The sequence below is a fragment of the Thalassospira alkalitolerans genome (assembly GCF_002115745.1).
GTDB lineage: Bacteria > Pseudomonadota > Alphaproteobacteria > Rhodospirillales > Thalassospiraceae > Thalassospira > Thalassospira alkalitolerans.
This window is the reverse complement of the sequence record NZ_JFKB01000019.1, coordinates 45,184-63,452: the sequence shown is the minus strand read 5'-3', so window position 1 is coordinate 63,452 and position 18,269 is coordinate 45,184. Positions and strand designations below refer to the sequence as shown.

Sequence of the window (18,269 nt, the reverse complement as noted above, 5' to 3'; positions counted from 1 at the left end):
TTTCTGTAAAAACGTGAACCGCTCTAGTGTGCGGTGCTGCTGTCTGTGCTGCGTCTGGATCCGTTCGGTTTGGCTGTCCGGCAGGTAGGTAATGACCACATAAAAACGGGCGCAAATGACAGCACCCGTTTTTTTTAACGTCAGGAAATCACATTGCGGTCAAAGCGATTGGCAGAATTTTTCAAATTCCTGCACGCTTGCATATGATTTCTGGGTGCCCGGGCGGGTGATACTGTCAGCCGCATAACGCACCGCCATTTCAAGGGCTGCTTTTACGTCACGGTTTGCGGCATAGTAGCGCGCAAAGCTTCCGATAAAGGCATCGCCGGCACCGGTTGTATCGACAGGTTTGACCGATACAGGATCAATATGGACAGCGTCGTCATTACCATTGATCAGAAGCGCGCCATCGCCACCCAGTGTCACAATTACGGTTTTGACACCACGTGCAATCAGGCTTCTTGCGGCGGCTTCGGCATCGGCCAGTGAATTAACGGCCATACCCGAAATCGTCGCAAGTTCCGTCTGGTTAGGGACAAGGAAGGTCGCCTTTTCGATTTTGGTGCTGTCGAGGTCCGCCGGGGCCGGGGCCGGGTTAACCAGCGTTTCAATGCCATGTTCAGCACCAAAGGCGACGGTGTGATACACCGTTTCCAGCGGAATTTCGAGCTGCATCAAAATCAGGTCGCATTCCTTGAGCGCATCGGCGGCGCGGTCCACGTCGGCCGGGGACAGTTGCGCATTGGCCCCTTTGACGATCAGGATGCAGTTTTCGCCCGACGGTTCGACAAAGATCGGGGCGACGCCGCTTGAGGTGCCCGGTACACGTTCGACAAAGCGGGTATCAATGCCCGATGTTTCGAAATTGCGGATGGTGTTGTCGGCAAAGATATCGTCGCCGACCTTGGTGACCATCATGACATCGGCGCCAAGACGTGCTGCTGCGATGGCTTGATTGGCACCCTTGCCGCCACATCCCATTTCGAAACGTGGCGCTTCGATGGTTTCGCCGGGCAACGGCATACGATCCGTATAGGTGATCAGATCTACCATGTTGCTTCCGACAATGGCAATTTTGCCTGCCATATTCATTCTCCTGATTTACAGCGAACGGATCGCCTGTTCGGCCGTTTCACTTTCGGCCTGCGTCATATAGCCCAGCTTTACCGAGAAATGGCGGCATTCGCCAGATTGCAGGGAAATTACATGTCCCTTGGCTTTTTCGGCGTTGAAGCCTTCGGGTTCGCAGGTGGATGGCAGGGCAAAGGCCGCGACCTTTTGATCCTGATTGGCCATTATCCAGCGCACCGTTTTCGGGAAATCGCGGGTGTTGTAGGCAATGTGGAAGGCATCGCCTTCGACCCGGCGCATCATATAGGCTGTGTTGCCATCGGCATCGGTTCTGGCGTTGCGGATGTAAAACACCTGTTCGGGGTCATAGCGGTGCGGTTCGTCGAGTGTTTCCATCGCCGCCGGATTTTGCGCCAGCGTTTCAAGAAACGCATCGTAATTCGGGTTGCGCGGCACATGGGCCGGGACTTCGGTACGAACGATGGTGTCCTTTGGGCTGAAACCGGCGGGCTGAATGATGCGGGCTCCTTCGCAGAACGCGAAATTGACGTGGCACATATACATCAGGTTCATTGCCGCACCGGACAGATTTTCGACAGTCATTTGAATATCGAAAAGGGTCGCATCTGGGCGCAGAACCACGCGCGGACGCGCCATGTAATGCGCTCCAAAGCCCATCACATATTCGCGCGTGCCGGTAATTGCTATAAAGGCCCCGTCGTCATCGTGGCCAAATTCAATGGCTGCACTGTCCATCGCAGCACAGGGCATTTCCCCATGCAACGGGTGACTGTCTGTCGGGCTGGGGCAGCCGTTGGTCAGAAGCCCCGAATGGAAGGCAAAACAGCCATAGGTTTCGACGATGACATCGGCCGGACGCGGCATGCTGAACATGTTTTGCATGGTCAGATCAACGCCATCAAACACCGCATCCCAGATCATCTGCCCCATATAGGGCAGAATGACCAGATAGCCGCGTTCGTTTTTCAGCCGGACCGCTTCGATGCCGGTTTCATAGCGAAACAGGCTTGCCGACATGCCGCTATGCAATGCGATGACATGTTCGGCGTCGCCGAAGAAGGTTTTGCGCAGGTTAAGCTTGGTTGACGCAGTCATGAAGTCACCTCGTTTAACGCGAACGGTTTTTATAGGCGTTGAGCGCAATTACCAGCAGAAGGAACAGGCCCCAGATGAAGTCGATCAGATGGTTCGAGAATCGCAGAATCTGGAAACCGCTGGACAGTAGCATCAGGGCAGTAACCGCGATGGACACCCCCAGTACGGTCCCACGACCGCCCGCCGGGTTGGTGCCACCCAGAACCGCAATCAGAACAGCCTGAAGCAGATAGGATGTGCCGTAATCCGACTTTGCCGCGTTGGTTCGCCCCGAAAGAATGATCCCGGCAATAGAGGCCATCACCCCGGTCAGCATATAGCTGAGCAGGACCATCTTTTCACGTTTGAGACCGGCAAACAGGGCGGCCTTCGGGTTGGTGCCGATCAGCATCAGATTGATGCCAAAGGTCGTGCGGCGCAGCATGAAGGCGATCAGGCAGGCCAGAACCACGAACAGGACAAACGGCGTTGCCAGACCAAGGATTTTACCATTGCCGATAAAGGCCCAGGCATCCGGGAAGCCGACAATCGCCGGACCACCGGTCATGACAATTGCAAGGCCGGTAAAAACCTGCCCGGTGCCAAGAGTGGCCAGAATAGGCGTGATTTTTAACCGGGTAATCAACAGGCCGTTCAAAGCACCGGCGACAAGCCCCGTGCCAAGGGCGACAACAGCCCCCATCAGGACAATGCCAAAACCGGTATCGGCAACACCGGCGTCGGTGGTGAATTTTTTGAACATCACTCCGGCAAAGATCCCCGACAGGTTGGCAATGCCGATTACGGATAGGTCAATGCCGCCGGTCAGCATGGCAATCATCATCGCAATTGACAGCAGACCTAGTTCCGGGAAGGTGTATGTGATGGATTCAAAATTGTAATAGCGCAGGAACTTGTCCGGGCTAAGGGCGGTCATGACAACAAAGATCAGGATCGTCATGGCGATCAGCTGAACGATATTGTTGTCCTTGTTCAGAAGGTTACGGAAATCCGGTGCTTGTTTCATATCGGCCCCCTCACGCATTTGCACGGCGGTCACGCCATGCCGTAATGGCGGTGGCAATTACAATGATGACGCCGACAACAACGCGCTGCCACGTCGTGTCGATCTTCATGATGATCAGGCTGTTTTTCACCATCACCAGCATGAACACACCCAGCATGGTTCCCAGAACAGAACCGCGCCCGCCAAAGATGGAAGCACCACCCAGAACCACAGCCGCGATCACGTCCAGTTCAAGCCCGACGAAATCGCGTGGATTGGCAAGCCAGATCATGCCGCTGTGCAAAAGGCCGGCAAACCCGGCCAGAGCACCTGCGACGCAATAGATGAAAAATGTGATCTTGCGGATGTTGAAGCCAACGCGGCTGGCGGCTTCGGGGTCGCCGCCCATGGCATAAACCCCGCGACCGATCATGGTATAACGCAGGACAAAATGCAGCGTGATGGCCAGAACGACATACACAGCAACCATCGCGGTCAGGCCATAGGTTGTGCCATCGGGTTTGATCATGCTGATGATATCGGACTTTCCGAAATCAATCAGGGCATCGGGCATTTTGTTGATGTTGATTATGCTGGTGCCAACAACACCAAGCAGGAACCCGCGCACCATGCTGCCTGTGCCCAAGGTCACGATCAGCGGGATCATGCGGAATTTATAAACAAAGAACGCATTCAGGCAGCCAAACAGCGCCCCGATTGTTGCGGCGGCAACAAAGGGCAGGAAAACGCCGTCATAATTGAAATACAGCATGCCCTTGATGGTCAGATACATTGCCGCAACAGCAAATGCCGGGAACGAGACATCAATCCCGCCGGAAATCATCACCAGCAAAACGCCAAGCGCCATGATGCCGATGATCACGTTGCTGCGCAGAAGACTGAACATATTGTCCAGGCTCCAGAAGGCGGGGTTGACCAGCCCGATCAGGATCATGGCAAGCAAAAGAATGCCCGCGATGACCACCTCTGATTTTTGAAACCAGGCCATCAAGTTTTTCCTTACGTTAAATTCTTGAGCTTGTCGCTGATCTGGTCTTCGGAGGTATCGGCAGATGCCATTTCCTCGACAAAGGCTCCGCGATGCATCAGGACAATACGGTTACAGTTATGGACCAGTTCCGGCACGTCGTCGGAAATCATCAGCACGGCCAGCCCTTCTTTTTGAGTCAGTTCGCGAATTGTCCGGTGAATTTCCGCCTTCGATCCGACATCTACCCCGACGGTCGGGCCATTGAGGATCAGGAATTTGGCGTTGGTAAGAAGCCAGCGGGCAATAACCACGCGTTGTTGGTTGCCCCCCGAGAGTTCCTTGACCAGCTTTTTGCCGGTGGGGGTTGCGATCTGCATGTCGCGGATCATGGTTTCAACCCATTCTTCGGCCTTGTCCTGATCAATCAGCAGGCCGGGGGCCAGTTTTTCGTAACTGGTCGCCAGCATGTTGCGATCAATGCCCTGGGTTAAAAACAGTCCTTCGCTGAGACGGTCTTCGGGAACATAGGCAACCCCGGCTCTGATTGCCTTTTGTGGCGTATCGAGCACGGTTTGCACGCCATTGATCGAAATGGTGCCGCTGTAACCGGGCATCATGCCAAACAGTGACAGGGCAAGTTCGGTGCGCCCCGACCCAAGCAGGCCGGAAACACCAACAATCTCGCCCGGTTTGATCGCGAGGTTGATATTGTCGAGATCGGTTCCGAAAGACAGATTTGTGGTTTCGATGCGCGGAGGCATCGAACCGTATTTCTGCTGGTCCCAGATATAGGGTTTGGAGATGATATCAGACCCGGTCATGTGACGGGTGATCAGAGCTTCGTCAAAATCGCCGGTCGGGCCGTCGGCCACTTTCTGACCGTTACGGATGACGGTGATATGTTCGCTGATTTCCAGCATTTCGCGCATTTTGTGACTGACAAACAAAATGGCAATCCCGCGCGACTGGATATCCTTGACGATGCGAAAAAGCGTTTCGATTTCCTTGCCGGTCAGGGCGGTTGTCGGTTCGTCCATGATGATCAGACGGGCGTCAGACATCAGTGCACGGGCAATGGCGACAAGCTGTTTGCCCGCCGTGGACAGTTTTTCGACATCCATATCAAGGTCAAGATCAACCCCGAGACGTTTGACCGCTTCCTTGGCTATCTCGCGGACCTTGCGCCAGTTGAGAACCTGGCGCTGTTCGCGAAGCTGCACATTCATGGCAAGGTTTTCGGCCACGGTAAGGTTCCCGAACAGGGAGAAGTCCTGATAAATCACCTGAACTCCATGTTCGATCGAGGCCATGGGAGACAGGTTTTCAACCTTGTTGCCATCAATGTAAATCTCGCCGGCATTTGGCTGATATACACCGGACATGATCTTGATCAGGGTCGATTTGCCCGAACCGTTTTCACCGGCAAGACAGTGGATTTCGCCTTTCTGGATCGTCAGCGAAAGATCCTTAAGCGCAACAACGCCTGCAAATTCTTTCCGGACGTTTCGCAATTCAATGAAATTTTCAGACATGACAAGCCCGTCAACGTGAAACAAAGGTCCTGATCTCAGCATAAAATGAAGGCGTCCTTAATGGACGCCTTCACCAAAGGATGAAATCAGAAGTTATACTTGTCCATGTTTTCTTTGGTCACACCGACCCAGCCCTGACCATAAACCAGATTGGCATTGCTGCCTTCCGGGGTGCTGAGATTGGTGTAACCCGGCAGGCCAAGGTCAAGACCGGCCTTGATCTGGTCGCCCTTGCCATCCAGTGCCATAACGGCCAGCATGTTCATGGCATAGCCAGCAACTGCCGGATCCCAGAACTGGATGTATTCGATGTCGCCATTTGCCAGATATTCACCGGCAACCGACACCAGACCGGTACCTGCGAAGTGCAGTTTACCTTGAAGACCGCGTTCGGCGATCAGGCGACCGGCACCTGCCGAGGTTGGCATCGGACCGCCAACGATACCCTGAAGGTCCGGGTAGGTGGTCAGGGTTTCTTTGAGTTTGGTGTAGTCGGTATTGGCGTCGTCATAGGTTTCGAGACGCTCGGTCGCCAGTTCCATATCCGGGAAATGTTCTTTCTGGTATTCGACGGCACCGTCGATCCATTCATTCTGGGATTTGGAGGTCAGGCTGCCGACGGTAGCTGCATATTTTCCCTTGCCACCCATAGAGGTCCCGAGGACTTCCATCAGCTTCGCGCCGTATGCCTTGTTATCAAAAGCTTCGAGGATGTAGTCGGCGTTTTTCAGATTTGATGCTTCGTGGGCGATCACGACGATACCACGGTCACGGGCCTTTTTCAGAACCGGTTCGACGGCTTCGACCGAGAATGGCACGATGTTGATGGCATCAACGCCTTGTGCGATGAGGTTTTCAACCAACTGGACCTGTGCGGCGGCATCCGCTGCACTCGGCCCGACCATCCATGTATCATGACCGGTGTCTGCGCCGAACTGTTTGACACCTTCGCGCATACGGTCGAACCAGGCGATGCCGTCAACTTTGACCACGGTGGCGATGGAATATTCCTTGCCGGTGGTTTCGGATGTGAATTTCGAAATGATGTCCGGCGTTTTGATCGCTTCGTCTGCATGGGCCACACCTGCAAGCAGGGAACCGGCGACGACAAGCGATGAAAGAAGCTTGTTCATTGTTACCTCCAAATTGAAATCGGTTTTATCGTTGGCAGTTTTCTGCGTCTTATTGGCATGAAAGCCAAGGCTTTTCATGCGGGTCGTTCCGAAAACGGCAATTTCCGGTGGCCGGGATGCGGCCACCGGCACCGTATTACTGACCGATAATCCGAATGCTGGCGCTGGCGCCAATACGTGATGCTCCGGCTGCAATCATCTTGAATGCGTCTTCGGTGGTCCGAACCCCGCCCGACGCCTTGACCCCGATATTAGGGCCAACGGTTTTGCGCATCAGGGCGATATCCTCGGCGGTGGCGCCGCCACCGGCAAAACCGGTCGAGGTTTTGACGAAATCGGCACCGGCCTGTTTGGACAGTTCGCAGGCAAGGACTTTCTGTTCGTCGGTGAGCAGGGCGGTTTCGATGATGACCTTGAGGATGGCATCGCCACAGGCCTCTTTTACTGCGGCAATATCGGCGCGAACGGCATCGGTATCACCGCTTTTGAGCAGGCCAAGCGCAATGACCATATCGACTTCGCGCGCCCCCTGTTCGACCACCCAGCGGGTTTCGGAAATCTTGGCGGAAACCGGATCGGCCCCAAACGGGAAACACACCACCGAGCATGTCAGTACATCGGTATCAGCCAGTTTGCGCACGACCAGCGGGATATAGATCGGATTGACACAGACCGCCTTGAAAGCGTGTTTTCGCGCATCGGCGCACAGCGAGACAATCTGATCGGGAGTGGCATCGGCGGCCAGAAGGGTGTGATCAATATAAGCGGCAAGATCGCCAGCAGCGATCGGAGTTTGACCATTCGGCATGTAACGTTTCCCTCGGCGATAACGGGTGATTATCGCCATTTTGTTAAATTTATAACATTTGTTGAAATGATCCTGTCATCGGGCTAACATCTGGTCAAGCCAAAACATCTCAGGACAGAACTTGATTGAGTTGCTCGCCACGTCGCTATAATCAGGGGTTTTGTGATAAAATTTATGGTTGTTCTGGGTTGTTGACGGTGCCATTTTCTAGGCGTGACTGCGGCCTGCCAGCCGATATATCGGCAATGAACGGAGTCTGAATGTCGACCAAATCGCAGGACCGTATAGAAGCCCTGACCCGCAATCTGGAGGTCAGCAATGTGATCCGGTTGAAGGATGCCGCCGATCTGCTGGACGTTTCAGAAATGACGGTCCGTCGTGATGTTGCCGCCTGTGAAAACATTTTCACATATATGGGGGGATATATCACATTGAAGACGCCGGCTGCCGGCGGCCTTGGATATATCATGGACCGTGAACGTGGTTCCCATACAGATCTGAAGCGCACGGCATGTCAGATTGCAGCACGTTATGTCAAACCGGGCGATACCATTTTTCTTGATTGTGGTACGACCATTCCCTATCTCGCCAATGCGTTACCGGCAAACCGCGATATCACGGTGATCTGTTATTCGATCAATGTTGCTGAAATCCTGTGCAAAAAGTCGGGCCTTCGGGTGATCATGCTGGGGGGCATGTATCATGCGTCTTCCGCATCCTTTGCCGATAGCCACAGCGTGAATGCTATTTTGAACCTGAATATCAATACCGCCTTCATGTCGGCGGGCGGGGTGAATATCAGCCGCGGGGTCAGTTGTTCCAACCCGCATGAAGTTGATATTAAACGGGCGGTTCTCGAAACGGCAGCACATAAAATCCTTGTTGTTGATTCAACAAAATTCAATGTCCTCAAGCCCATGCTGTTTGCCAAGCTGGATCAGTTCGACATGATTTGTACCGACCCACAATGCGACCCGGAACTGGCAAGCAAAACCGGTTGTCCCCTGATTACACAATAGTGGCGGACCTGGCGTCTTAGCCTAGTTCGGCTCGGCCTGTGTCGCGTCGGCGATTGCCGCGTTCAGCGACTGTATTTCCGCCTCGGTTGCACCGCCAAGCGGATCATCCTTGGGAATGTCGCGATAAAGATCAACAAAGACATTCAAGGCCTGTCGGAATTTTCCCTGCTGTTTTAACATTATACCATAATAATACCGGCTAAGTTGGTGGTTGGGCATTCGGCCCAACGCATGCAGGATCAATTCGCGCGAAATCTTGTCGATCTGGCCCTGTTGGGCGGTGATGCGGGTATCGGCATATTCAATGGCCAAGAGCGGGTTATGCCCCGACAGGGCATAGGCGCGCGCAAAGGCGGCAACCGCCCGGTCAATATCGCCGAGCCGCAACGACCCACGTGCCAGAACCACCCAACCCTGTAAATTGCGCGGGTTGGCTTCCAGTGACAGGACGATCTGGCTAAGCAAACGGCGGATTTGCTGATCTGTCTGGAAATCGGGGTCGGCAGCGTCGCTTGCCGCGGCGGCGGCGGCCGCAAGATTGCGTTCACCGGCCCGTTCTGCATAGGGGCGGGCGGGGATTTGCGGTGTGCCGATTGTGCCATAAAGCACACCTGCGGCAATAACCGGCACCAATGCAAAGCCGATCCGGACAACCGTCGGGAATTCGCGTTTTCCATCGGTGCCGTCCGATGCCACACCATCATTGCCGCGTTGCAGGCTGGCAAAGATTGCAAGCCCGGCAAAACCGGCAAGTATGACAAGGCCAAGCCAGATCAAGGACGACCTCGCTTTGTGGCAGTGTTATATGCGCGGTTTTCTGGGAGCATCTTTATGAACGGTCCTGTGACGAGCCAAGAATTTCAGTCAGACGTTTTTCTTCCTGATCCGAAAGTGATTTTGGTCCGGCACCGTCTTCGCGTTGTTTGCGGCGGTAAAACGCAATGACCGCAATCAGGGCAAATAATGCCAGCAGGATCGGGCTGATCCACAGGATATAGGTTTCGGGTTTCAGCGGCGGATTCAACAGAACGTAATCACCGTATCGTTCGACGATATAGTCGATGACTTCGTCATTTGTGTCGCTGGCGATCAGGCGTTCACGCACCAGAATGCGCAGGTCGCGCGCCAGATCGGCATCAGAATCGTCAATTGACTGGTTCTGACAGACCAGGCATCGCAGTTCCTGACTGATGTCACGTGCGCGTTCTTCAAGGACAGGATCGGAAAGCATTTCGTCGGGATTGACGGCATAGGCAGGTCCGGCGTGCAGTCCAATCAGAATGACGGCGAATGCCGCAAACAGGGAACAAGTTGGGCGCATCATCCCTTTAACTCCGCAATTTTGGGAAGCAATACTTCCTCAAGAACTTCGTTGGTGACCGGTCCGACATGTTTGTAACGGATCTGACCGGTGCCATCGATGATAAAGGTTTCCGGCACACCATAGACGCCAAAATCAATCCCGGTACGTCCTGAAAGATCCATGCCCACCGCACTATAAGGATCGCCCAGTTCGCCAAGCCAGTTCACCCCGTCCTGCGGGTCTTTTTCCTTGTAGTTCAGGCCATAGACCGGAACGTTTGCTTCGCGCGCCATGCGTTTGATCAGCGGATGTTCCGCCCGGCATGGAATGCACCAGCTGGCGAACACATTGAGTACTGACACATTGCCTTTGGAAATGTCTGCTCGTGACAGGCCCTTGTCGCGGCCCGGCAGGGGCGGCAATTGGAAATCCGGGGCGGGTTTGTCAATCAGGGCAGATGGCACGACCGACGAATCTTTGCCGATATTCATCAGGAAAACACCGGCAAGGGCTGCAAACAGCACCAGCGGGATGACTGCGATCCAAAATCTCATGAAGCGGGAACTCCGTTTTTCTTATAGCGCAGGATAACGCGCGTACCGATGCTGATAACCCCTCCGATCAGCATCAGTAACATTCCACCCCAAACCCAGGGCATCATCGGCAGGAACCGAACGGTCACAACACGTCCGCCGTCTTCGGCGCGTTCACCGATCGACACATGCAGGTCGCCATCGCGCCCGTGCCAGATATCGGCTTCTTTGGTTTCTATGCCGCGGATCGGGTAATAGCGGACCTCGGGAAACAGTTCGGTCACCGGAAGCGCGTTGCGATAAACGATAAAGGTTGCTTTGCGCGTGGCAAAGTTTTCACCCGGCAACAAGGCAACGCCTTCGTATTGCAGGTTATAAGGGCCAATCTGGATGCTTTGCCCGGTGCGGGCCGATAACACCACTTGCTGTTCCCAGATTGCGCTGGCCGATCCCCCGGCAATCAGGATGGCAATCCCGATATGGGCGAATGTCATGCTAAGGTAGCGGGGGCCAAGCAACTGAAAATTACGATATTTGCCTTCGCCGTGATCGGGTTGGCGCCACAGGCGTTCCCACAAATCACCAAGGGCGGCGGTAAAGACCCATGCCGCAAGGCCAATGCCGAGCAATGGGACTGGCGATGCATCGATAAAGCGCATCCAGACAAACAAAACAACGATCAGCGACAGCAGGGCGGCAAGTTTCATGCGTCGCCCGATCAGCCATGCCTCGTCATTGCGCCAGCGAAGCGTCGGGGCAAATCCCATAAGAAACAGCATCGGCACGCCGATCGGAATTAAGGCCTGTACAAAAAAGGGCGGACCCACGGTGATGATGTCGCCGTCAAACCAGCGCAGGATCAGCGGATAAATCGTTCCGATCAGAACCGTGGCGGCGGTGACCGACAACATGACACTGCTGATGAACATGCCGCTTTCACGTGAAATCAGCGAGAAATCCTTGGTGTCGACCATGCCACCGGCACAGCGCCAATACATGAAATAAGCCCCGGCAAACAGGATGCAGAACCCGACCAAAAGCGCAACACTGTCGCCGGTGCTCAGCAAGGCGGTTGGCAGTGGCCCCAAAAGGTCAGATCGGACAAGAAAAGTTCCGAACCATCCTGCGCCAAATGCTGAAAGAGCCAAAAGTGCCGCCCAGGGTTTAAGGGTTTCGGTTTTTTCCATAACCGCACGACAATGCAAAAAGGCCGTGCTTAAAAGCCATGGCAACAGCAACGCGTTTTCGGATGTGTCCCAGTACCACCAATTTCCCCATGCCTGTTCGGTATAGGCCCGATAGGCATTGATGGCGATGGCAGCCCCCAAAAGGGTCCAGGATGCCAATGCCCAGGGGCGCAACAATTCCGACCATGAACGATCAAGATTTGCCCCGGGAAGGGCGGCAAGCGTTGCGGCAAAAATCACAGACAATCCGGCAAGACCGGCATAAAGCACCGGGCCGCGCAATATGCCGGGGACGTCTTGCAATTGCGGGTCAAGACCACGGCCGTCAAGCGGCGCCATGACAGATCGCAGGAACGGGTCGGCGTCAATCAGTGTGGCAGCCGCCAGAAGGGCGGTAATGATTGCAAGAATGCCAAGCGTGACGCGGTCTTGCTGTGTGATGCCGCGCAGGGTGGTCTGGACTGCGAAAAGCAATGTGGCGATTGTGCTGGCGGTAACCCATAGCAGCATCGCCCCGCTATCGGGGATAAAGGCCGCACCGATACGATACAGCATCGGGGTTGATGAATGGCTGTAATTGGCAACAATTGAAAGCGTGAAGTCGCTGACGATAAAGGAATGGATCAGTGCGGTTTCAGCAATGATTGCCAAAATGCACATCGCAAAAGGCAGCGGCCAGACACTGAGATGATTGGGATGTGTTGTGTTGTCTTGCCCGTTGTCGGATCGGTTCGTTACCGGCCCGGTTGCCAGTGTTTGAACGGGGGCCAATACGTAATAGCCCGCGCGAAAAAGCGCCGGGCAAAACAGCACGGCCTGACAACACCCCAAAACAAGAATGAGGATAAGGGCAAAATGACCAAACTCTGCAATCATGCGTTTCTTCAGATTTCCCCGATATGTGACATTCGATAAACGAACACCACAAGACCCCTGCTGTCAAATCGCAAGGGATGCATCCAGATTTATTGGTGCATTGAAGGCGTCAATGCACCGATTTTATGATGGCAGAATGTGGCTTAATTACGCATTTCTTCGGCGTTGCGGGCTTGGATTTCTTCCCAATGGCCGCTTTTTTTCAAGGAATCAGCGACTTCTGGCGGCATGTAATTCTCGTCATGTTTGGCAAGAACTTCGGATGCGATGAAGTACCCCTGTGTGTCCATGTGACCTTCGGCGACGATCCCCTGACCTTCGCGGAACAGATCGGGCAGGATGCCGGTATAGGAAATTGTGACCGCATTTACCATGTCGGAGACAACAAAAGTCACGGTTTCACCACCGCCCAATTTTTGTAGGGACCCTTCCTCGACCAAACCGCCAACACGCAGGCGCTGATCAGGATCGATGGGCGATTTTTCGGCGATTTCGGTCGGGCTGAAAAAGAACACGACCGAATCTTCAAATGCTGTCAGGGCAAGCGCGGCGGCGGCACCAACGGCCAGAAGGGCCGCAAGAATGATATACATGCGTTGGCGTTTACGGGATTTTGCACGCGAAAGAGACACTTTTGTATTCTCCGCTCAGGACGTTTGGTCTTTAGGGCGCACCCGGCGCGGGCGGCGAGATTTTAGAACGGTTTCAAGTTGATCGAGTTCGGTTCGGCTTTGGCCAAGACCGCGCAGCGTTGTGATCAAAAGCACGATCAGCGAGATGGCCGCGATGCCATAGCTTGCCCAGATATAGCTGCCATATCCGCCCATCGAGAAGAATTCGCTCATTTTCCGGCTCCGGCGTTGTGACCTTGGTCATAGGCAAGATTGCTGTCATCGCCCGATGTGGGGGCGCGGTCGTCAAAAACACCGCTAAGCTGAAGCGCACGGATGCGGCGCTGGTTCAGTTCAAGCCGCACGCGCAGCACCAGAACGATGAAGTAATAGCCGGTAAAGGCAAAGGCCATGATCAGAAGCGGGGCCAGCATGCTGGGGTCGATGCTCGGCCCATCCATGCGGGCAACCGATGCCGGTTGATGCAGGGTGTTCCACCAATCGACCGAAAACTTGACGATTGGCACATTGATCGCCCCGACAAGGGCCAGCGCCGATCCGGCCTTTGATCCGCGTTCGGGATCGTCAAATGCATTCACCAGTGCGATATACCCAAGATACAGGAACAACAGGATCAGCATCGATGTCAGGCGGGCATCCCAAACCCACCATGTCCCCCACATCGGTTCGCCCCAAAGCGATCCGCTAATCAGGGTCAGGGCGGTAAAGGTCGCGCCGATCGGGGCGGTGGCGCGCGCACAGATATCAGCCAGCGGATGCTTCCAGATCAGGCTCATGGCGCCACATGCGGCCATTCCGATATAACAGAACAACCCCATCCAGGCGGCGGGCACATGGATATACATGATCCGAACCGTGCTGCCCTGTTGATAATCAACAGGTGATGCGAACAGCGCCAGATAGAGTCCGACGACGGTCAGGATGACGGTCAGCGTTACCATCCAGGGCATCATGGCCCCGGTCAGTTTCAGAAACACGCTTGGTTTGGCGAAACGATGCATTTTCTCTCGTCCGTTTGCGGTCATGGCGCCGAAGGTCGTTATTTTTGCTCTGTCGTCTTTATCATTATTATTATCATTCCACAGCCTGTCGGATGGCATGTGCGGTGGCAAAGGGGGCCGCGGCCAGTGAAAGCAACAGAATTGCCCCCATGATCTGTAACTGTGCCTGGGCGGAAATGCCAAGCAATGCGGCCTCGACCGCACCGGCACCAAATATCAGTACCGGTATATATAGGGGCAAGACCAACAATGACACCAGTACCCCGCCCCGGCGCGCGCCCAATATCAGGGCCGCGCCAATCGCGCCGATCAAACTAAGTGCAGGTGTGCCGATCAGCATGGCGATCATCAATGTGGCAAACCCGTTCTGATCCATATTTAACATCACCGCCATGATCGGGGCTGCCATAATCAACGGCAAGCCCGTGGTCAACCAATGCGCGCAGACCTTGCCCAAAACCAGCAATTCCAGCGGCGCAGGCGACAGGGTCAGCAGTTCCAGCGTGCCATCCTCGTAATCGGTCTGAAAGACACGTTCCAGTGACAGCATCGCCGCCAGAAGGGCCGCAACCCAGATCACACCCGATGCGATGCGAGCCAGGATATTGACCTCGGGCCCGACACCGAACGGAAACAGGGTGGTGGTCACGATAAAGAAGGCAACTACCATCACGGAATCCGCCCCCTGGCGCATTGCCAGACGCAAGTCGCGACGCAATATGGCGACAAAGGCATTCATATCGTGGCCCCCGTCTGCTTGCCTTGATCTATGTCGAATGGGTGGTTATCGCCAGTGTCTGTCTCGTCAGCATCGTCCTGATCGGCGAGCCATTCCATCATCGGAATGGCAAATTGATCAAGGTCGAGGATCGTGGGTGATGTGACATCAAGATCAATATGCGTTGAATAGATCACAATTCCACCCTTTGCCCGGAAACTTGCAATCAGGCGGGCCAGCTCGGCACAGCTTTCGCGATCCAGCCCGACTGTTGGCTCGTCAAGCAACCAAAGATCGCTGCTGCCTAAAAGGATGCGGGAAAGGGCGGTGCGGCGTTTTTGCCCGCTTGAAAGGTAACGTCCGGCCGTATGGGCAAGGTGATGAATATCAAGGGCGCGCAGCGCCTGATCAATTTCACCGTCAATATCGGAAACCCCGCGAAGTTCGGCCCAAAGGCGCAAATTATCGCGGACGGACAATACCGGTTTGATGGCGTCCTGATGGCCCAGATACTGCAGGCGGGCGCGATGCGCGATCCGATCATCTGCGATGTCGTGTTCCTGCCAGCGGATATTGCCCCGGCGGGGGGACGTCAGCCCGGCCATCAGGCGCAACAGGCTTGATTTCCCCGCCCCGTTTCGACCGCGCAGCATTACGGCATCGCCTGTACTGGCAGAAAAGGCAAGATTGCCAAATACCAGACGTTCGCCGCGCAGGCAGGTCAGATCAGAACCGGTAAAAACTGTCATCTAACTCATTTGGCTGTCGGAATTCATGCCGGATATGCGTTTTCTATAACGCGTCCTAGTTTATTAATCATGCTTTATCCGACATTGGCCGCGATGACATTGTTTCAAATCAATCCAAAAAGCCGTCAAACGCCGCAGCAATCAAAAATCGGCTGCGGCGTTGATGAAGATATACTGTCCTAGAACCGGATGACAGAGGCGCTGCGGATCGGGCCACCGCGGCCTTCTTGTACCAGAATGGCAATGCCGCCATCACATACCTGACCAAGGGCAAAGTCCAGTTCACGCCGGTTGCCATTCCAATTGCCAAGATCGACCATTTCACGCACGACATTGGCATGGACCAGTCGACGACCGGAATTTTCACCGGACCGGACATCGCGGGCTTGTTCACGATCAAAGCCAACCAGCCAAAGGTGATAGGACTGCCCCGGTGGCGGGGTATCTGTCATGCCGAGCATCACCTTGCCACTTGCCGGAATGGCCGGGTCGTCCGATAGCAGGGAAAGATCTGCCCAAACCTGTAACGGGGTGGCTTCGTCGCCGGTGGTGGTGATTTGCTGTTTGGCGGTGGCACGGATGACATGACTGCCGTTAATCACGACCTGCGGGGTATAGACGTATCGTTCGCGCATATGACTGGCGTAATCACGTTGTCGTTTGGTGTAATTGGCATCGGAAAATGGATCTTCCCAGCCAAGATAGTTCCAGTAATCGACATGGAATGACAGCGCAAGAAAGTCGCTACGTTCCTGATTTATCTCGTAAAGAACGTGATCGGCCGGGGGGCACGAATTGCATCCCTCTGAGGTGTAAAGCTCGATCACGGCGCGCGGGGTTATGGCTTCTGCGGCATTGGCCGTCGCAAAACCTGTCCAAAGTATCGTTCCAAGGATGATGAGAAGGGGGCGAAACTGTTTCATGGCGTGATGATGCCCCAGTTTTCCCATCAACCACCAATCACAAGGCCTTGAAAGAAGCGTTTGTGTGAAAACGACCGATATTTGCGCAAAACCCGGGAATTTCGACAGGAGATTTCGGAAGATAGGTGCTATTAGCTCCGGTCGATCCCGAAGGGGGTAACAGGCCATCACGGGATGCGCAGGGTCAAATCACCTTTGCGTTTATACAGAAAAATGAGGAAGAGGCACTGCGGCGGGAGCAACTATCCGTGGATGCCGGTCCAAGAAAGGTTTGCAGATAATGATGAAACGAGAGCATTGGGGTTCGCGCCTTGGCTTTATTCTGGCGGCTGCCGGGTCGGCTGTCGGTTTGGGGAATATCTGGAAGTTCCCCTATATGGCAGGCGAGAATGGCGGCGGTGCCTTCCTGCTGATTTATCTGGCATTGGTCTTTACCATCGGTTTGTCGGTGATGCTGGCGGAAATGGTTCTTGGCCGTATGGCTGAAAAGAATGCGATTGGGGCGTTTGCAAAACTCAAAGGCGGTGCTTGGCCATTGATTGGGTTTTGTGGTGTTGCTGCGGCCTTTATCATTTTGTCATTTTACAGTGTGGTCGCGGGCTGGACGATTTCCTATATGGTCAAATCGGTCACCGGCGCACTTGCCATTGAAGACCCGGATCAGTTGGGCAGCCTGTTTGGGGGCTTCATTTCCGATCCGGTTTCGCCGCTGATTTATCATGCGATCTTTATGGTACTGACGGTTTTTGTCGTTCTATCGGGCGTTGGGGCCGGTATTGAACGTGCATCGAAAATCCTGATGCCGGCATTGTTCGCATTGCTGCTGGTTTTGATCGTGCGGTCGGTTACCCTGCCGGGGGCCGAAGCCGGTATTACCTTCCTGCTGTCGCCGGACTTTTCGAAAGTGACATGGACGACGGTGTCCGATGCGCTTTCGCAGGCGTTCTTCTCGCTCTCGCTTGGGATGGGGGCGATGATTACCTATGGCTCGTATCTGAGCAAAAAGGAAAACATCGCAAGTTCGGCGGGGTGGGTCACCTTGCTGGATACGATGGTTGCCGTGATGTCGGGTCTTTTGATCCTTCCGGCGGTGTTCGCATTTGGCTTTGATCCAAGTGCCGGTCCGGGGCTTACCTTTATCACCTTGCCGGCTGTGTTTGCACAGATGCCGTTCGGATCGTTCTTTGCGTTCCTGTTCTTCCTGCTTTTGGCGATTGCGGCGCTGACCTCGGCGGTGTCGATCCTGGAAGTCGTCGTTGCCTATTTCGTCGATGATCGTGGCATCAGTCGCAAATGGGCATCGATCACGGTCGGTGTGATCATTTTCCTGATGGGGATTCCGTCGTCGCTGTCGCTGGGGATTATGGGGGACTTCACCATCTTTGGTATGGGCTTCTTTGATCTGATGGACTTTGTCAGTTCGAAATTGCTGCTGCCGATTGGTGGTTTGTTCATTTCGCTGTTTGTCGGCTGGGTCGTCTGGGGCAAGGCCAAGGAAGACATTGCATTGCATAACGGGATCGTGCCGTTCTGGATCAACGCCTGGGGCATTATTGTAAAGTTTATCGCACCGGTGGCGATTGCCTTTATTTTGCTTAAGGGGCTTGGCGTTCTGTAATTGCCGGTCTGCACCGCATTGAAAATCAAAGGGTGGGGAAATTATCCCCGCCCTTTTTGCTTGTTGGCTATTTG

General features: G+C 54.5%; 19 protein-coding genes. 2 read left to right on the top strand and 17 right to left on the bottom strand.

What is annotated here, in order from left to right:
- Positions 1 to 159: 159 nt before the first annotated feature.
- From rbsK to deoC, 7 genes are all read right to left on the bottom strand, one after another.
- Positions 160 to 1,086 carry a ribokinase gene (gene rbsK / locus TALK_RS19150; RefSeq protein WP_085620763.1) on the bottom strand — a complete coding sequence of 309 codons (927 nt, stop codon included), beginning with the start codon at positions 1,084 to 1,086 and terminating at the stop codon, positions 160 to 162.
- Between the two features lie 15 nt (positions 1,087 to 1,101).
- Positions 1,102 to 2,187: an aldose 1-epimerase family protein gene (locus TALK_RS19145; RefSeq protein WP_085620762.1), complete on the bottom strand. Its 1,086-nt coding sequence runs from the start codon at positions 2,185 to 2,187 to the stop codon at positions 1,102 to 1,104.
- A gap of 13 nt (positions 2,188 to 2,200) precedes the next feature.
- A complete protein-coding gene (locus TALK_RS19140; RefSeq protein ID WP_085620769.1) occupies positions 2,201 to 3,193 on the bottom strand; it encodes an ABC transporter permease in 993 nt (330 codons plus the stop codon).
- 10 nt (positions 3,194 to 3,203) lie between these two features.
- A complete protein-coding gene (locus tag TALK_RS19135; RefSeq protein WP_085620761.1) occupies positions 3,204 to 4,181 on the bottom strand; it encodes an ABC transporter permease in 978 nt (325 codons plus the stop codon).
- An 11-nt stretch (positions 4,182 to 4,192) separates the two neighbouring features.
- Positions 4,193 to 5,695, bottom strand: a complete 1,503-nt coding sequence (locus TALK_RS19130; RefSeq protein ID WP_085620760.1) for a sugar ABC transporter ATP-binding protein — start codon at positions 5,693 to 5,695, stop codon at positions 4,193 to 4,195.
- An 86-nt stretch (positions 5,696 to 5,781) separates the two neighbouring features.
- Complete coding sequence (locus tag TALK_RS19125; RefSeq protein ID WP_085620768.1) at positions 5,782 to 6,828, bottom strand: autoinducer 2 ABC transporter substrate-binding protein; 1,047 nt, start codon at positions 6,826 to 6,828, stop codon at positions 5,782 to 5,784.
- Between the two features lie 136 nt (positions 6,829 to 6,964).
- Positions 6,965 to 7,636 (bottom strand): deoxyribose-phosphate aldolase, encoded by a 672-nt coding sequence (deoC, locus tag TALK_RS19120; protein ID WP_085620759.1) that lies wholly within the window; start codon positions 7,634 to 7,636, stop codon positions 6,965 to 6,967.
- A 260-nt stretch (positions 7,637 to 7,896) separates the two neighbouring features.
- Between deoC and TALK_RS19115 the strand changes: the two genes are divergently transcribed.
- Complete coding sequence (locus TALK_RS19115) at positions 7,897 to 8,655, top strand: DeoR/GlpR family DNA-binding transcription regulator (protein WP_085620758.1); 759 nt, start codon at positions 7,897 to 7,899, stop codon at positions 8,653 to 8,655.
- A 21-nt stretch (positions 8,656 to 8,676) separates the two neighbouring features.
- On the opposite strand, the gene TALK_RS19110 is transcribed toward TALK_RS19115, so the two are convergent.
- The 10 genes from TALK_RS19110 to TALK_RS19065 all read right to left on the bottom strand — a co-directional run bounded on the left by TALK_RS19110 (position 8,677) and on the right by TALK_RS19065 (position 16,577).
- On the bottom strand, positions 8,677 to 9,432 hold the full coding sequence (locus tag TALK_RS19110) for a tetratricopeptide repeat protein (RefSeq protein WP_085620757.1): 756 nt from the start codon (positions 9,430 to 9,432) through the stop codon (positions 8,677 to 8,679).
- Positions 9,433 to 9,484: 52 nt separating this feature from the next.
- A complete protein-coding gene (locus TALK_RS19105; protein WP_085620756.1) occupies positions 9,485 to 9,979 on the bottom strand; it encodes a cytochrome c-type biogenesis protein in 495 nt (164 codons plus the stop codon).
- A complete protein-coding gene (locus tag TALK_RS19100; protein WP_085620755.1) occupies positions 9,976 to 10,512 on the bottom strand; it encodes a DsbE family thiol:disulfide interchange protein in 537 nt (178 codons plus the stop codon). The genes TALK_RS19105 and TALK_RS19100 overlap by 4 nt, the downstream gene beginning before the upstream one ends.
- Positions 10,509 to 12,554, bottom strand: a complete 2,046-nt coding sequence (locus tag TALK_RS19095; protein ID WP_085620754.1) for a heme lyase CcmF/NrfE family subunit — start codon at positions 12,552 to 12,554, stop codon at positions 10,509 to 10,511. Before TALK_RS19095 ends, TALK_RS19100 begins: the two co-directional genes overlap by 4 nt.
- 143 nt (positions 12,555 to 12,697) lie before the next feature.
- On the bottom strand, positions 12,698 to 13,186 hold the full coding sequence (gene ccmE / locus TALK_RS19090; RefSeq protein WP_085620753.1) for a cytochrome c maturation protein CcmE: 489 nt from the start codon (positions 13,184 to 13,186) through the stop codon (positions 12,698 to 12,700).
- A gap of 15 nt (positions 13,187 to 13,201) precedes the next feature.
- A complete protein-coding gene (gene ccmD, locus TALK_RS19085) occupies positions 13,202 to 13,399 on the bottom strand; it encodes a heme exporter protein CcmD (RefSeq protein ID WP_085620752.1) in 198 nt (65 codons plus the stop codon).
- The gene (locus TALK_RS19080; protein ID WP_085620751.1) at positions 13,396 to 14,187 is read right to left on the bottom strand and encodes a heme ABC transporter permease; all 792 of its coding nucleotides are present in this window, start codon (positions 14,185 to 14,187) and stop codon (positions 13,396 to 13,398) included. Before TALK_RS19080 ends, ccmD begins: the two co-directional genes overlap by 4 nt.
- Before the next feature lie 73 nt (positions 14,188 to 14,260).
- Positions 14,261 to 14,926: a heme exporter protein CcmB gene (gene ccmB / locus TALK_RS19075; RefSeq protein WP_085620750.1), complete on the bottom strand. Its 666-nt coding sequence runs from the start codon at positions 14,924 to 14,926 to the stop codon at positions 14,261 to 14,263.
- A complete protein-coding gene (gene ccmA / locus TALK_RS19070) occupies positions 14,923 to 15,654 on the bottom strand; it encodes a heme ABC exporter ATP-binding protein CcmA (protein ID WP_085620749.1) in 732 nt (243 codons plus the stop codon). Before ccmA ends, ccmB begins: the two co-directional genes overlap by 4 nt.
- Positions 15,655 to 15,833: 179 nt before the next feature.
- Positions 15,834 to 16,577, bottom strand: a complete 744-nt coding sequence (locus TALK_RS19065; protein WP_085620767.1) for a DUF1223 domain-containing protein — start codon at positions 16,575 to 16,577, stop codon at positions 15,834 to 15,836.
- 280 nt (positions 16,578 to 16,857) lie between these two features.
- Between TALK_RS19065 and TALK_RS19060 the strand changes: the two genes are divergently transcribed.
- Positions 16,858 to 18,195, top strand: coding sequence for a sodium-dependent transporter (locus TALK_RS19060; protein ID WP_085620748.1), 1,338 nt, complete (start codon positions 16,858 to 16,860; stop codon positions 18,193 to 18,195).
- Positions 18,196 to 18,269 lie beyond the last annotated feature (74 nt).

Excerpts from the sequence above, each read along its gene's own strand:
- TALK_RS19140 (WP_085620769.1), bottom strand. The coding sequence starts at position 3,193 with ATGAAACAAGCACCGGATTTCCGTAACCTTCTGAACAAGGACAACAAT.
- TALK_RS19125 (WP_085620768.1), bottom strand. The coding sequence starts at position 6,828 with ATGAACAAGCTTCTTTCATCGCTTGTCGTCGCCGGTTCCCTGCTTGCA.
- ccmA (WP_085620749.1), bottom strand. The coding sequence starts at position 15,654 with ATGACAGTTTTTACCGGTTCTGATCTGACCTGCCTGCGCGGCGAACGT.
- TALK_RS19105 (WP_085620756.1), bottom strand. The coding sequence starts at position 9,979 with ATGATGCGCCCAACTTGTTCCCTGTTTGCGGCATTCGCCGTCATTCTG.
- TALK_RS19130 (WP_085620760.1), bottom strand. The coding sequence starts at position 5,695 with ATGTCTGAAAATTTCATTGAATTGCGAAACGTCCGGAAAGAATTTGCA.
- TALK_RS19080 (WP_085620751.1), bottom strand. The coding sequence starts at position 14,187 with ATGCATCGTTTCGCCAAACCAAGCGTGTTTCTGAAACTGACCGGGGCC.
- ccmD (WP_085620752.1), bottom strand. The coding sequence starts at position 13,399 with ATGAGCGAATTCTTCTCGATGGGCGGATATGGCAGCTATATCTGGGCA.
- TALK_RS19115 (WP_085620758.1), top strand. The coding sequence starts at position 7,897 with ATGTCGACCAAATCGCAGGACCGTATAGAAGCCCTGACCCGCAATCTG.
- TALK_RS19100 (WP_085620755.1), bottom strand. The coding sequence starts at position 10,512 with ATGAGATTTTGGATCGCAGTCATCCCGCTGGTGCTGTTTGCAGCCCTT.
- deoC (WP_085620759.1), bottom strand. The coding sequence starts at position 7,636 with ATGCCGAATGGTCAAACTCCGATCGCTGCTGGCGATCTTGCCGCTTAT.
- ccmB (WP_085620750.1), bottom strand. The coding sequence starts at position 14,926 with ATGAATGCCTTTGTCGCCATATTGCGTCGCGACTTGCGTCTGGCAATG.
- TALK_RS19145 (WP_085620762.1), bottom strand. The coding sequence starts at position 2,187 with ATGACTGCGTCAACCAAGCTTAACCTGCGCAAAACCTTCTTCGGCGAC.
- TALK_RS19095 (WP_085620754.1), bottom strand. The coding sequence starts at position 12,554 with ATGATTGCAGAGTTTGGTCATTTTGCCCTTATCCTCATTCTTGTTTTG.
- rbsK (WP_085620763.1), bottom strand. The coding sequence starts at position 1,086 with ATGGCAGGCAAAATTGCCATTGTCGGAAGCAACATGGTAGATCTGATC.
- TALK_RS19060 (WP_085620748.1), top strand. The coding sequence starts at position 16,858 with ATGATGAAACGAGAGCATTGGGGTTCGCGCCTTGGCTTTATTCTGGCG.
- TALK_RS19065 (WP_085620767.1), bottom strand. The coding sequence starts at position 16,577 with ATGAAACAGTTTCGCCCCCTTCTCATCATCCTTGGAACGATACTTTGG.
- TALK_RS19135 (WP_085620761.1), bottom strand. The coding sequence starts at position 4,181 with ATGGCCTGGTTTCAAAAATCAGAGGTGGTCATCGCGGGCATTCTTTTG.